The organism is Streptomyces sp. NBC_01381, from assembly GCF_026340305.1.
In the GTDB taxonomy this organism is placed as follows: domain Bacteria; phylum Actinomycetota; class Actinomycetes; order Streptomycetales; family Streptomycetaceae; genus Streptomyces.
The window spans coordinates 806,465-818,962 of record NZ_JAPEPI010000001.1 but is presented as its reverse complement, the minus strand read 5'-3'; the positions used below and the strand labels follow the sequence as shown (position 1 = coordinate 818,962).

Sequence of the window (12,498 nt, the reverse complement as noted above, 5' to 3'; positions counted from 1 at the left end):
CACGTGAAACTAAGCCGCCCCGCTCGCCGGGCCACCCTCGTCGTCCACGTAGCCGCTGCCGCGGGCTGGCTCGGGCTCACGCTCGGGCTGCTCGCGCTCGCCTTCGCCGCCATCACCACGGATTCAGCCGCGACCACCGAAGCCGCCGCCCGCTCCATGAAGCTCTTCGCGGACTGGCTGGTGCTCCCCCTGGCGCTGCTCACGCTGCTGAGCGGACTGCTGCTTTCCCTCGGAACTCCTTGGGGACTCGCCAAGCACCGCTGGGTCTACACGAAGTTCTGGCTGACCCTGGCCACCACCGCCCTATCAGCCTTCGCGCTGCGTCCGGGCATCAACGACACCGTCGCCACGGTGGCCGCGGGCTCCCCGGTGACGGATACGACCGACCTGATCGCCGGGCCCATCGTCTCCCTGAGCGCCTATCTCTTCATGACAGTCGTCTCGGTGCTCAAGCCCTGGGGTCTGACCCGCCGTGGCCGGAAGCAACGTGGCCGGAACCAGCGTGCTTCTGCCCACAAACCGGTGGACGTCACGGACGTACGTCAGACAGCCTGACCCGAGTGTCGACACCTTCCCTCTCCGCACTGCCCATCCGCCGGCTGACCCTCCGCGACGTCAACGCCTGCGCCGACCTCTCCCAGGACCGGGGCTGGCCACGCGAGGACCACAAATGGGGGCTGCTGCTCTCGGCCGGTACGGGCCACGGCATCGACGACCCCGACGGAAGCGGCCTCATCGCCGCCTGCGTGGTGACCGAGTACGGACCGCATGAGCGCCCGGGCCTCGGAGCGATCGGCATGGTCCTCGTCGCCGAGCGGCACGCCCGCAAGGGCATCGGCCGCCGCCTCATGCGCCACGTCGTCGAAGAGGCCGGCACCACCCCGCTCACCCTGCACGCGACGCCGAACGGCCGCCCTCTCTATGAGGAGCTCGGTTTCAAGACGACCGGCCGCGCCGAGATGGTCCGCGGCCGGTTCACCGCTGACGGCCCGCTGCCCGATGTCGCCACCCGGCCGGCCACCGCCGAGGACCTGACCGCGATCCTCCGGCTCGACCACGAGGTCTTCGGCCTCGACCGCACGCACATGATCACCCGCCTTCCGGCCTTCGTCGACCAGTTGCGGGTCGCGGAGGCCGACGGCGAGATCATCGGCTACGCGGGCGCCTGGCCGAACATGGAGACCCACGTCATCGGCCCGCTGATCGCCCGCGACACGGATACGGCGAAGGCCCTCATCGGCTCCCTCGCCGCCGGCTCGGACCGACCGCTGCGCACCGACATCGACGTACGCCATGAGGAGCTGCTCGCCTGGGTGAAGGAACGCGGCTTGGAGCCCATCGCCTTCAACGCCGTGATGACGTACGGCATCCCCGAGCTGCCCGGCGACTGGTCGCGTCGCTTCGCGCCGCTGACGGTGGCGGCCGGCTGAGCATGCGGTGGCCACGCGGCCACCGCATGATGAAAGGCCCACCCCCAAGTTCCGGACAGATCTCGGCGCTTGAGGGTGGGCCTTTCGTCATGTGCTCGCGCGGCGACGTATGGCGGCATATGGCGACGTACTACGCGAGCGCCTCCACGGCCGCCGTAGCGAAACCGTGGTCCTGCTCGGGCGCTCCACCGCCGACGCCGATGGCGCCGATCAGCCGGCCGTCGCGGTGGACCGGGATGCCGCCGGCGATGAAGAGCAGCGGCCGGTCGAGGGCGGTGGGCAGGGTGTGGAAGGGGCCGTCGGGCTTGACCAGGTCGACGAGGTCGGCGGTCGGGGCGTTGAGCTGAAGCGCCGTGTACGCCTTGCGGGTGCTGGTCTCTCCGGAGATCAGCACGGCCCGGTCGTCACGCCGGAAGGCCAGCAGATGCCCGCCCGCGTCGAGGACGGTGACGCTGACCATGACACCGGCGGCCTCAGCCGCACGGTGGGCCGTGGAGACGAGCGCCTCGGCGTCCTGGATGGTCAGCGGGGCGACGGCGGTGGCGGTGGTGCTCATGGGGATTCTCCTTGTGCGGTGGTGCTTGCGCGGGGGGCTATGGGGGGTGGGGTCAGAGGTGAACGGGCGTCGGCTGCTCCAGCGGGGCCGCTCCCGCGACGACCAGGCTCGGGGTGGCCGAGCGGCGCTCGAGCACGGCCGAGAGCACGGCCAGGACGAGCGCGGAGCCCGCGAGGACCGCGCCCACCCAGTTCGGGGCGGTGTAGCCGAGGCCCGCGGAGATCACGAGGCCGCCGAGCCAGGCCGAGAGGGCGTTGCCGAGGTTGAAGGCGCCGATGTTCACGGCCGAGGCGAGCGTGGGCGCGCCGGAGGCCTGGTCGAGCACCCGCTTCTGCAGCGGCGGCACGGTCGCGAAGCCCAGGGCGCCGATCAGGGCGATGGTCACGGCTGCGGCGATCTTGTTGTGCGCGGTGAAGGTGAAGAGGGCGAGCACCACGGCAAGCCCGCTCAGCGAGATGTACAGCAGCGGCATCAGCGAGCGATCCGCGAACTTCCCGCCGATCAGGTTGCCCGCGACCATGCCGAGGCCGAAGAGGACGAGCAGCCAGGTCACGGAGGAGTCCGCGTAGCCCGCGACGTCCGTCATCATCGGCGCGAGATAGGTGACGGCCGCGAAGACACCGCCGAAGCCGAGGATCGTCATCGCCATGGCGAGCAGTACTTGTACGTTGCGGAACGCCGCCAGCTCATGGCGGAGCCGTACGCCCTGGGGCTTGGGCAGGTCCGGGACCAGCTTGGCGATGCCCACGAGGCCGATGACGCCGAGGCCGGCCACGATGGCGAAGGTGATCCGCCAGCCGAGGGTCTGCCCGACGAGAGTGCCGAGCGGCACACCGACCACATTGGCCACGGTGAGGCCCGTGAACATCATGGCGATCGCTCCGGCCTTCTTCTCCGGCGCGACCAGCTCCGCCGCGACGACCGAGCCGATGCCGAAGAAGGCGCCGTGGGCGAGCGAGGCGACGACCCGGCCCGCCAGCATCACGCCGAAGGCCGGGGCCACGGCGGAGAGCAGATTGCCCGCGATGAACAGGCCCATCAGGATCATCAGCATCCGCTTGCGCGGGATACGGGTGCCGAGAACGGTCATCAGGGGAGCGCCGAGGACGACGCCGAGTGCGTAGCCGGTCACGAGGAGACCGGCCGTGGGGATGGAGACGCCGAAGTCACCCGCGACCTCAGGGAGCAGTCCCATGATCACGAACTCTGTGGTCCCGATTCCGAAGGCCCCGATCGCGAGGGCCAGTAGCGCGAGAGGCATGGTTCTACCTTCCAAGACGATTGCAGGTGCGCTTAGCTTGCGTCCACAATAGTTGCAGACGCGGGATACTTGCAACCGCTGGATATTGCGTAGGTGCACTATCCTGGATTCAGCCGCTCCGGGACGGAGGAACAAGAGCCATGACAGCGACGGACCCCGCACTGACCGCCCTTGCACAGGGCTGGTGCGCGCTCTCCCTGCTCCACGGGAAGATCGAGACCCACATCGAGCGCGCCCTGCAGGCCAAGCACGGCCTGAGCGTGCGCGAGTACTCCCTGCTGGACGTCCTCAGCCGGCAGCACGACGGGGAGGGCGGCCATCTGCAGATGAAGCAGGTCGCCGACGCCGTCGTGCTCAGCCAGAGCGCCACCACACGCCTGGTCACCCGGCTCGAGGACCGCGGGCTGCTCGCCCGCTACCTGTGCCCGACCGACCGCCGGGGCATCTACACCGACGTCAGCGAATCGGGCGCCGCTCTGCTCGCCGAGGCGCGGCCCACCAATGACACCGCGCTGCGCGAGGCGCTCGACGCGGCGGCACTGGAACCGGAGCTCGCGCCGCTGGTCAGGGCCGTGGAAGCGGTGCGCGTACCGGCGTAAGGACTGACCGACCGGCAGATGGCCGCATAGGCTGCGGCTCATGGGAGATCTTGAGATACGCCCGGCCGTGGCCGACGACATCCCCGCCATCGTGAAGATGCTCGCCGATGACTCGCTGGGCAACCATCGCGAGTCGCCGGACGACCTCACGCCGTACCTCGCCGCGTACGAGCGACTGGCCGGCGACCCGAACCAGCACCAGGTCGTCACCGTACGCGAAGGACGCGTCGTCGGCACCCTTCAGCTCACGATCATTCACGGGCTGTCCCGGAAGGGGGCCACCCGGTCGATCATCGAGGCCGTACGCATCCACGCCGACGAGCGCGGCAGCGGCCTCGGCACCCGCTTTATCGAGTGGGCCATCGAGGAATCCCGGCGCCAGAACTGCCAGTTGGTGCAGCTGACCTCCGACGCCACCCGCACCGATGCCCATCGCTTCTACGAGCGGCTCGGGTTCACGGCATCGCATGTGGGCTTCAAGTTGCAGCTCTGACACTGCCGTTGACGTGTCGTACGGGTGGGGCGTCGTGTTTCACGTGAAACACGACGCCCCACCGAGCTCCTACTGGGGAAGTCCGCGCCACCCCTCCGGGTCCACCCCGCCCGGCACGGGAGCGCCCGTGTCGTACGGCTCCCGCGTGAAGAAGAACGAGCCGAGGTCGAGATGGCTCACCGACCCGTCCGGCCGCCGCACCACCCGCAGGATCTCCCCCGCGAAGTAGCCGTCGAGCCCGGTCCAGGTGCCGTCGCCGTTCGGCCGGAACCGCGAGCCTCGGCCCCCGCCGACCAGGGGCGCAAGACCGACCGCCCCGTCGGCCGCCGGCCGCAGCACGAAGGTGTTCGTCCCCCAGTGCCAGGGCCCCGCGAGCTCCAGCAGAGCCTTGTCCAGCTCGGGCAGCGGCCGCCATGCATCGGGGATGCGCGGCTCGGCCTCGGCAACGATCAGGAGCAGCTCGGCGGCCAGCGACGTCACGGCCGGACCGGAGGTGCAGTTGGTCAGCGTGACCGCCACCAGACCTTCCTCCTCGATCGCCCACAGCCCGGCCATGAAGCCCGGCAGTGAGCCCCCGTGCCCGACCAGCGTGCGCCCGTCCACCCGGAGCACCTGCGCGCCGAGCCCGTACGTCGAGTTCCAGTCCCCCGGCGGCGTGGGCGCCGCCGGAGTACTCATCTCCCGTACCGAATCGGCGGACAGGACACGATCGTCGCCCGCCAGGAGGAAGGCGCCGAACCGGGCCAGATCCGCCGTCGTGGACCACAGCTGTCCGGCCGGTGCCATGAGACCCAGGTCTTCGGCGGGTTCGGGCATCATCACGTCCGCCCACGGATGGACGGCCCAGCCGCCCGCGTGCGGCGCCTGCGGCTGCGCGCTCGTACGGTCCAGGCCCAGCGGCTCAAGGATCTCGCGGCGCAGCACGGCCTCCCAGGAATCACCCCGGAGCGCCTCGATCAGCGAACCGAGCAGCGTGTAGCCGGGGTTGGAGTAGTGGAACCGGCGCCCCGTGGGGTGCTTGAAGGGCTGCTCACCGAGTACGTCTTCCAGCTCGGGACGCTGCGCACCGGGCGTACGCTCCCACCACTCCCCGGGGGTCTCGGCCGCCAACCCGCTGGTGTGCGCGAGCAGTTCCGCAATGGTGACGTCGCCCGCGGCCGTGCCCGGAAGGTGCTTCTCCAAGGGATCGGAGAGGTCAAGGGCGCCCTCGTCGCGCAGCCGCATCACCAGGACGGCGGTGAAGGTCTTGGTGATCGAGCCGATGCGGTACTGGACGTTCTCGTCCGGCGCATGCCCCTCGACGCAGGTGCGGCCCTCGGTCCACACCAACTCGCCGTCCCTGAGCACCGAGGCGACAAGGGAGGGAGCCCGGCCCTCCGCCTGAGCGGTGGCGACGCGGTGCAACAAGGCTCGGCGGGTGGTGGGCAGCAGCTCTTCACGGGGTGATGTCATGGCCCTAGTCCACCTTTGGAGAGGCCGTGCGTCGAGCGAATTCCGCCGGCCGCGCTATGCGGTACGCGTACCCGTGGCCTTGAAGAACGTGTAGTGGAAGGTCCCGTCGTCGTCCGCGGTCCTGCGCAGGTCGGCGATCCCGCGGTCCCAGTCGGCCTCGGTGATGAGCGCCGCGGCCAGCGCGTCCTCCCTGACGGACTCGATCATGGCGGTGAACGTGCTGCGGGTGAAGCCGTCGACCAACGCGGGGCGGGTCCGGTCCGCGTAGACGGCGCACGCCCGCACCCTGACGTCGTCGTATCCAGCCCCGGCGACCAGAGGCTGCAACTCCCGCCCGATCAGGCCGTTTCCACCACCGTCCGCCTGCAACTGGACCAGGCAGCCGATCGCCGCACGAGCGTAGGCACTGTCCGGGTGGAAGAACGCCGACGCGTGGTCCCCCTCGATCACGGTGAGGCTCCCGCCGGGTCGCAGCAGCCTCCGCAGCGCGGCGAGCGCACGCCGGGGAGCGGCCAGGTGCTCCAGGACGAAGCACACGAAGATGTGGTCGAACTCGGCATCCGGGAAAGGAAGATCGAAGAGATCGGCACGGCACCACGTGACGTCCGCGTCGGGCGCGTGGGCCTCGACGCGGGCGCGGGCCTGTGCCAGCGAGTCCACCGAGCGGTCGACGGCGACGATGTGCGCGCCGGGGCTGGAGTCGACGAGGTGCACGGTCTGGGCGCCGACCCCGCAGCCGACCTCCAGGACCCGGCTGCCCGCGGGATACGCCGTGCCTTCGTGCAGCAGCGCGGCAAGGGTGTCCGCCTGGTCACCGAGCCTGCGGGCCTCGCGGTCCGAGTATCCGTGGACGTAGTCAACTGCCGGGAGGATGGCGGGAGATGAGGGCGCGGGGTTCGTGGTGGCCGTGTGCATGGCTTCAGCCTGCTGTCACTATGGCCCGGTGAACAGGTCCAATGACCATGCTGCCGACCAGTCCATAGCGCCGTCCCCCGGGGCCGACTTCCTCCAGCTGAACATCGACGATGCCCCGCCCGGCGGGCGCGCGGACTGGCTGGCCCGGCGGCTGCGCCTCGCGATTGCGGACGGCCGCCTGCCGGTGGGCAGCAGGCTGCCGGCCACCCGGACCCTGGCGGGCGAACTGCGCGTGTCCCGCGGCGTGATCACCGAGGCGTACCAGCGCCTGAGCGAGGACGGCCATGTCGCGGGGCGGGGGCGCAACGGCACCGTGGTGGTCGCCGCGCCCGTGACGGTCCGGTCGGAGGGCAAAGGGGTCGGCGACGGAGAGAGGGCCCGCGCGCAGCCGCATCCACCGCCGAGCACTCTCTTCGCTACCGCGCCCGGCACAGACATCTTCGACGCGCTGCGGGCCGCGCCGGCCCGGATCGACCTCTCGCCCGGGGTGCCCGATCTCGCGGCGTTCCCGCGCACCGCGTGGCTCCGCGCCGAACGCACCGTACTCAAGGAACTCCCGGCCTCCGCCTTCGGATACGGAGACCCGCGCGGGGCCCGGGAACTGCGCGTCGCCCTCGCCCACTGGCTGGCCCGCAGCCGGGGCATCCGCGCCGATCCGGACGAGGTCGTCGTCACCGCGGGCACGGCTCAGACCCTCACTCTGGCCGGTCAGGTGCTGCACGACGACGGGATGCGCGCGGTGGCCGTGGAGGACCCCGGCTCGCTCGGCGGCCGGCAGCATCTGCGCAACGCGCGCCTGGACACACCGCCCGTCCCGGTCGACGGCGACGGCATCCGCGTCGACGCACTGGAGACCACGGGCGCTCCCGCCGTCCTGCTGACACCGGCTCACCAGTTCCCGACCGGCGTCGTGCTCGGCGGCCGACGCCGGCGCGCGCTGATGCGCTGGGCCACGGAGCACGACGGGCTGATCATCGAGGACGACTACGACGCCGAGCACCGCTACGACCGCGCCCCGGTCCCCGCCCTGCGTTCCCTGCTCGCCGAGCACGTCCTGTACGCCGGCAGCGTGTCCAAGCTGCTCGCTCCGGCGCTGCGCATCGGCTGGGCCATCGCGCCGCCCCGGCACCGGGACGCGCTCGTCGCCGCCAAGCGCTTCGCCGACCTCGGCAGCGCCGTACTGCCGCAGCTCGTCCTGGCCCAGCTGATGGAATCCGGCGCGCTGGAACGCCAGTTGCGTCTTCTGCGGGGGCGCCATCGCCGCCGCAGGGACGCGATGATCGCCGCGATCAGGAGCCGGCTGCCGAACGCCGTCGTGCACGGCGCCGCTGCCGGCCTGCATCTGACGATCACCTTCGACGCGGCGTTCCGCGACACCGGCCTCGCCGCGGCGGCCCTGCTGCGCGGTGTGAAGGTCCAGCCCTTGTCCTGGCACGGCCAGCGCCCGCACCGCCCAGGCCTCGTCCTCGGCTACGCCGCACCCACCGCCACCGACATCGCCGAGGGCATCTCGCTCCTCGGCGACGCCGTGCGGGACTTGGCCTGACTGCTTGTTCTCAGCAGCCGAGCCGCCCGTTGAGGGTTACTGCCGCCGCCGGCCAAGGATGCAGAACTCGTTGCCTTCGGGGTCGGCCAGAACAACCCACGATTGATCACCCTGGCCACTGTCGACACGCTGTGCGTCATGGGCCAGCAGACGAGTCGCCTCGGCGTCCTGGTCATCAGGCCGGAAGTCGAGATGCAGTCGGACATGTGAGCTCAGATCGCGCACCGATGAGTTTCCCGCGCCGCGTCGGTCCGTACGCGTGAGACCGACACACGGAAGGCTGGCGCCATGCGGAAACTGATCTACGGCATGAACCTGACCCTGGACGGCTACATCGCCGCGCCCGGCGACGACATCGGCTGGAGCGTGCCGAGCGACGAGCTGTTCCAGTTCTGGTCCGACCAGTTGCAGGCGACCGACCTGACGCTGTACGGGCGCAAGCTGTGGCAGACGATGAGCTCCTACTGGCCGACCGGCGACCAGCAGCCCAACGCCACCCCGGCGGAGATCGAGTTCGCGCGCCGCTGGCGGGACATGTCGAAGGTGGTGTTCTCCTCGACGATCGACAAGGTCGACTGGAACACCCGCCTGGTCACCGGCGACGCGGTCGCCGAGATCACCCGGCTCAAGGCCGAGGACGGCGGCCCGATGGACATCTGCGGCGCGACGCTCGCCGGGGCCGCCATGCAGGCCGGGCTGATCGACGAGTACGTGCTGGCCACCGCTCCGGTCCTGGTGGGCGGCGGCACGCCGTTCTTCACCGCGCTGGACAACTGGGTGAACCTGAACCTGGTGGAGACGCGGACGTTTCCCTGCGGCGTGCTCCTGACCAGGTACGAGACGAGGCGCTGAGCGCCCGTCCGGGAGTCACGGGCCATATGCTCCGCGGGTGACACCGGAGGAGCTGGCTCGGTCGCGCCGCGCACGCGACCTCGGCTTTGCAGCTGACTGCTGTTACGTCTGCGCCATGTCCACGAAGCGCGAGTAATGGCCCTGGAAGGCGACCGTGATCGTGGCCGTCGGGCCGTTACGGTGCTTGCCCACGATGATGTCCGCCTCGCCCGCGCGCGGTGACTCCTTCTCGTACGCGTCCTCGCGGTGCAGCAGGATGACCATGTCGGCGTCCTGCTCGATCGATCCGGATTCACGCAGGTCGGAGACCTGGGGCTTCTTGTCCGTGCGCTGCTCGGGGCCACGGTTCAGCTGCGAGAGCGCGATGACCGGGACTTCGAGCTCCTTGGCGAGCAGCTTCAGGTTTCGCGACATGTCCGAGACCTCCTGCTGGCGGCTCTCGGCGCGCTTCGAACCACCGGACTGCATCAGCTGCAGATAGTCGATGATCACGAGCTTGATGTCGCTGCGCTGCTTGAGGCGACGGCACTTGGCGCGGATCTCCATCATCGACAGGTTCGGGGAGTCGTCGATGTAGAGGGGGGCGGCCGAGACCTCGGGCATACGGCGCGCGAGGCGCGTCCAGTCCTCGTCCGTCATGGTGCCGGAGCGCATGTGGTGCAGCGCGACACGGGCCTCCGCGGAGAGCAGACGCATCGCGATCTCGTTGCGCCCCATTTCCAGGGAGAAGATGACGCTGGGCAGGTTGTGCTTGATCGAACAGGCCCGTGCGAAGTCGAGGGCCAGCGTGGACTTACCCATGGCGGGACGGGCCGCGATGACGATCATCTGGCCCGGGTGCAGGCCGTTCGTCAGCGAGTCGAAGTCGGTGAAGCCCGTCGGCACACCGGTCATCTCACCGCTGCGCGAGCCGATCGCCTCGATCTCGTCGAGCGCGCCCTCCATGATGTCGCCGAGCGGCAGATAGTCCTCGCTGGTGCGCTGCTCAGTGACCGCGTAGATCTCGGCCTGGGCGCTGTTGACGATCTCGTCGACGTCGCCGTCAGCCGCGTATCCCATCTGCGTGATGCGGGTGCCGGCCTCGACGAGGCGGCGCAGGACCGCGCGCTCGTGGACGATCTCCGCGTAGTACTCGGCATTCGCCGCGGTCGGCACCGTCTGCACCAGCGTGTGCAGATACGGGGCGCCGCCCACCTTGGTGATCTCGCCACGCTTGGTGAGCTCGGCGGCGGTGGTGATCGGGTCGGCCGGCTCGCCCTTCGCGTACAGGTCGAGGATCGCGGTGTAGATCGTCTCGTGCGCGGGCCGGTAGAAGTCATGTCCCTTGAGGACCTCGACGACATCGGCGATGGCGTCCTTGGAGAGGAGCATGCCGCCGAGCACCGACTGCTCCGCGTCCAGGTCCTGCGGCGGTACGCGCTCGAACGCGGTGCCTCCGCCGTCCCAGCCGCCGCCTTCGCGGCCCCGCTCGTGCTGTTCGTCGCGGCTGCGGCCGCCGTCGCGGCGCCGGGAGGCGGGCAGACGATCACTGGGACCGCTGTCGGCCCAGGGGTCGTCCAAAGGCTCGGAAATACTCACCGGGCCACCTCCTCCCGTCCGCCGCGCGGACCTCGCCGTGCCCCTCTTTCTTACGGCACGACACTGACAAATGAGTCGCCCAACTCCGGTTCTGACGCGTCGGGTTTACCGGGTTTCCCCAGTCTGAAGACGAGGGGGGCGCCGCACCACGGTAGGCCCGTGGCCACCGTCAGCCAATCTGGTTATCCACAGGCGGTGTGGATGACGGGCGCGATGCTGTGGAGAACCCTGCAAAACCTGTGCACGGCCCGGTGGACAGCCCTGTGAACAAGCCCTCAGCCCTCTCCGCAAACCGGCTCTGACCTGCAACGTTCCCATCCACCGGCTGTGCAGAAGAAAAACTTCCCCAGTCGGACCAAGATCGCGACAAACAGTGCGCCACCGAGCGTCCCACCGAAGGCCAAGTAAGGGTCCATTAGCCGTTGCATCTCTTACCTGTGGAAGATTACATTGGTGTCCATGACACAGGCTCCCGCGGCACCCAAGGCCGCACGGCGACGGCATGACCGAGAGATCATCGCACTCGCCGTCCCCGCCTTCGGCGCACTCGTCGCCGAGCCTCTCTTCGTGATGGCCGACAGCGCCATCGTCGGCCATCTCGGCACCGCGCAACTGGCCGGTCTCGGCGTCGCCTCGGCTCTCCTCACCACCGCCGTGAGCGTCTTCGTCTTCCTTGCCTACGCCACCACGGCCGCCGTCGCCCGACGGGTCGGCGCCGGAGATCTCCAGGCCGCCATCCGCCAGGGCATGGACGGCATCTGGCTCGCCCTCCTGCTCGGCGCCGCCGTCATCGCCGTCGTCCTGCCCACCGCACCCGCGCTCGTCGAGCTCTTCGGCGCATCGGACACCGCCGCCCCGTACGCGGTCACGTATCTCCGCATCTCCTCGCTCGGCATTCCGGCCATGCTCGTCGTGCTCGCCGCCACCGGTGTGCTGCGCGGCCTGCAGGACACGAAGACCCCGCTGTACGTCGCCATCGGCGGTTTCGTGGCCAACGGCGTCCTCAATGTGGGCCTCGTGTACGGCGCGGGCCTCGGCATCGCCGGTTCGGCCTGGGGCACCGTCATCGCCCAGTTCGCCATGGCCGCCGTGTATCTCTTCGTCGTCGTACGCGGAGCCAGACGCCACGGCGCCTCACTCCGCCCCGACGCCGACGGCATCAGGGCCTGCGCACAGGCAGGCGCACCCCTTCTCGTCCGTACGCTCTCGCTGCGGGCGATCCTCATGATCGCGACAGCGGTGGCCGCCCGCCTCGGCGACGCCGATGTGGCCGCCCACCAGATCATCCTGTCCCTGTGGAGTCTGCTGGCGTTCGCCCTCGACGCCATCGCCATCGCGGGCCAGGCGATCGTCGGCCGCTATCTGGGAGCGAACGACGCCCAGGGCGCGCGCGACGTCTGCCGTCGGATGGTGCAGTGGGGCATCGCATCGGGGGTCGTGCTCGGCGTCCTGGTCGTCCTGGCCCGGCCCTTGTTCATCCCGCTGTTCACGAGTGACGCGGCGGTCGAGGACGCGGCGCTGCCGGCCCTCGTGGTGGTGGCCATCGCCCAGCCGATCTGCGGCATCGTCTATGTCCTGGACGGCGTCCTGATGGGAGCCGGCGACGGCTCCTACCTGGCCTGGGCCATGCTCGCCACGCTCGCCGTCTTCGTCCCCGTCGCCCTCTTGGTGCCCACCCTGGGCGGCGGCCTGACGGCACTGTGGGGAGCGATGACGCTCATGATGGCGGTACGGATGATCACACTGTGGCTGCGATCCCGCTCGGGCCGCTGGATCGTCACGGGCGCCACACGCTGAGGCGTTTCACGACGCCGAG

General features: G+C 70.1%; 13 protein-coding genes. 7 read left to right on the top strand and 6 right to left on the bottom strand.

What is annotated here, in order from left to right:
• Positions 1-3 precede the first annotated feature (3 nt).
• Positions 4-555: a DUF2269 domain-containing protein gene (locus OG453_RS03925; RefSeq protein WP_266864520.1), complete on the top strand. Its 552-nt coding sequence runs from the start codon at positions 4-6 to the stop codon at positions 553-555.
• Between the two features lie 5 nt (positions 556-560).
• A complete protein-coding gene (locus OG453_RS03920; protein WP_266864518.1) occupies positions 561-1,430 on the top strand; it encodes a GNAT family N-acetyltransferase in 870 nt (289 codons plus the stop codon).
• A gap of 130 nt (positions 1,431-1,560) precedes the next feature.
• Here the strand turns inward: OG453_RS03920 and OG453_RS03915 are convergent, their stop codons facing one another.
• Positions 1,561-1,986: a heme-binding protein gene (locus OG453_RS03915; RefSeq protein WP_266864516.1), complete on the bottom strand. Its 426-nt coding sequence runs from the start codon at positions 1,984-1,986 to the stop codon at positions 1,561-1,563.
• A gap of 52 nt (positions 1,987-2,038) precedes the next feature.
• Positions 2,039-3,247: an MFS transporter gene (locus OG453_RS03910; protein ID WP_266864514.1), complete on the bottom strand. Its 1,209-nt coding sequence runs from the start codon at positions 3,245-3,247 to the stop codon at positions 2,039-2,041.
• Positions 3,248-3,387: 140 nt separating this feature from the next.
• On the opposite strand from OG453_RS03910, the gene OG453_RS03905 reads away from it, so the two are divergent.
• Complete coding sequence (locus tag OG453_RS03905; RefSeq protein ID WP_135331205.1) at positions 3,388-3,846, top strand: MarR family winged helix-turn-helix transcriptional regulator; 459 nt, start codon at positions 3,388-3,390, stop codon at positions 3,844-3,846.
• 40 nt (positions 3,847-3,886) lie between these two features.
• On the top strand, positions 3,887-4,339 hold the full coding sequence (locus OG453_RS03900; protein ID WP_266864509.1) for a GNAT family N-acetyltransferase: 453 nt from the start codon (positions 3,887-3,889) through the stop codon (positions 4,337-4,339).
• Positions 4,340-4,408: 69 nt separating this feature from the next.
• On the opposite strand, the gene OG453_RS03895 is transcribed toward OG453_RS03900, so the two are convergent.
• Positions 4,409-5,791 (bottom strand): serine hydrolase, encoded by a 1,383-nt coding sequence (locus OG453_RS03895; protein WP_266864507.1) that lies wholly within the window; start codon positions 5,789-5,791, stop codon positions 4,409-4,411.
• A gap of 54 nt (positions 5,792-5,845) precedes the next feature.
• The gene (locus OG453_RS03890) at positions 5,846-6,706 is read right to left on the bottom strand and encodes a methyltransferase domain-containing protein (RefSeq protein WP_266864505.1); all 861 of its coding nucleotides are present in this window, start codon (positions 6,704-6,706) and stop codon (positions 5,846-5,848) included.
• 28 nt (positions 6,707-6,734) lie between these two features.
• On the opposite strand from OG453_RS03890, the gene OG453_RS03885 reads away from it, so the two are divergent.
• Positions 6,735-8,252 (top strand): PLP-dependent aminotransferase family protein, encoded by a 1,518-nt coding sequence (locus tag OG453_RS03885; protein ID WP_266864504.1) that lies wholly within the window; start codon positions 6,735-6,737, stop codon positions 8,250-8,252.
• 36 nt (positions 8,253-8,288) lie between these two features.
• Here the strand turns inward: OG453_RS03885 and OG453_RS45090 are convergent, their stop codons facing one another.
• Positions 8,289-8,642 carry a VOC family protein gene (locus OG453_RS45090; protein ID WP_323178648.1) on the bottom strand — a complete coding sequence of 118 codons (354 nt, stop codon included), beginning with the start codon at positions 8,640-8,642 and terminating at the stop codon, positions 8,289-8,291.
• On the opposite strand from OG453_RS45090, the gene OG453_RS03875 reads away from it, so the two are divergent.
• Positions 8,541-9,104 (top strand): dihydrofolate reductase family protein, encoded by a 564-nt coding sequence (locus OG453_RS03875; protein WP_266864503.1) that lies wholly within the window; start codon positions 8,541-8,543, stop codon positions 9,102-9,104. The two genes, OG453_RS45090 and OG453_RS03875, sit on opposite strands and share 102 nt — an antisense overlap.
• A gap of 102 nt (positions 9,105-9,206) precedes the next feature.
• On the opposite strand, the gene dnaB is transcribed toward OG453_RS03875, so the two are convergent.
• The gene (gene dnaB / locus OG453_RS03870) at positions 9,207-10,682 is read right to left on the bottom strand and encodes a replicative DNA helicase (RefSeq protein WP_266864501.1); all 1,476 of its coding nucleotides are present in this window, start codon (positions 10,680-10,682) and stop codon (positions 9,207-9,209) included.
• A 459-nt stretch (positions 10,683-11,141) separates the two neighbouring features.
• Here dnaB and OG453_RS03865 point away from each other — a divergent pair, with 459 nt between their 5' ends.
• Positions 11,142-12,479, top strand: a complete 1,338-nt coding sequence (locus OG453_RS03865; RefSeq protein WP_266864499.1) for an MATE family efflux transporter — start codon at positions 11,142-11,144, stop codon at positions 12,477-12,479.
• Positions 12,480-12,498 lie beyond the last annotated feature (19 nt).

Coding starts and splice junctions, on each gene's coding strand:
- OG453_RS03915 (WP_266864516.1), bottom strand. CDS start 1,986: ATGAGCACCACCGCCACCGCCGTCGCCCCGCTGACCATCCAGGACGCC.
- OG453_RS03910 (WP_266864514.1), bottom strand. CDS start 3,247: ATGCCTCTCGCGCTACTGGCCCTCGCGATCGGGGCCTTCGGAATCGGG.
- OG453_RS03905 (WP_135331205.1), top strand. CDS start 3,388: ATGACAGCGACGGACCCCGCACTGACCGCCCTTGCACAGGGCTGGTGC.
- OG453_RS03900 (WP_266864509.1), top strand. CDS start 3,887: ATGGGAGATCTTGAGATACGCCCGGCCGTGGCCGACGACATCCCCGCC.
- OG453_RS03895 (WP_266864507.1), bottom strand. CDS start 5,791: ATGACATCACCCCGTGAAGAGCTGCTGCCCACCACCCGCCGAGCCTTG.
- OG453_RS03890 (WP_266864505.1), bottom strand. CDS start 6,706: ATGCACACGGCCACCACGAACCCCGCGCCCTCATCTCCCGCCATCCTC.
- OG453_RS03875 (WP_266864503.1), top strand. CDS start 8,541: ATGCGGAAACTGATCTACGGCATGAACCTGACCCTGGACGGCTACATC.
- OG453_RS03865 (WP_266864499.1), top strand. CDS start 11,142: ATGACACAGGCTCCCGCGGCACCCAAGGCCGCACGGCGACGGCATGAC.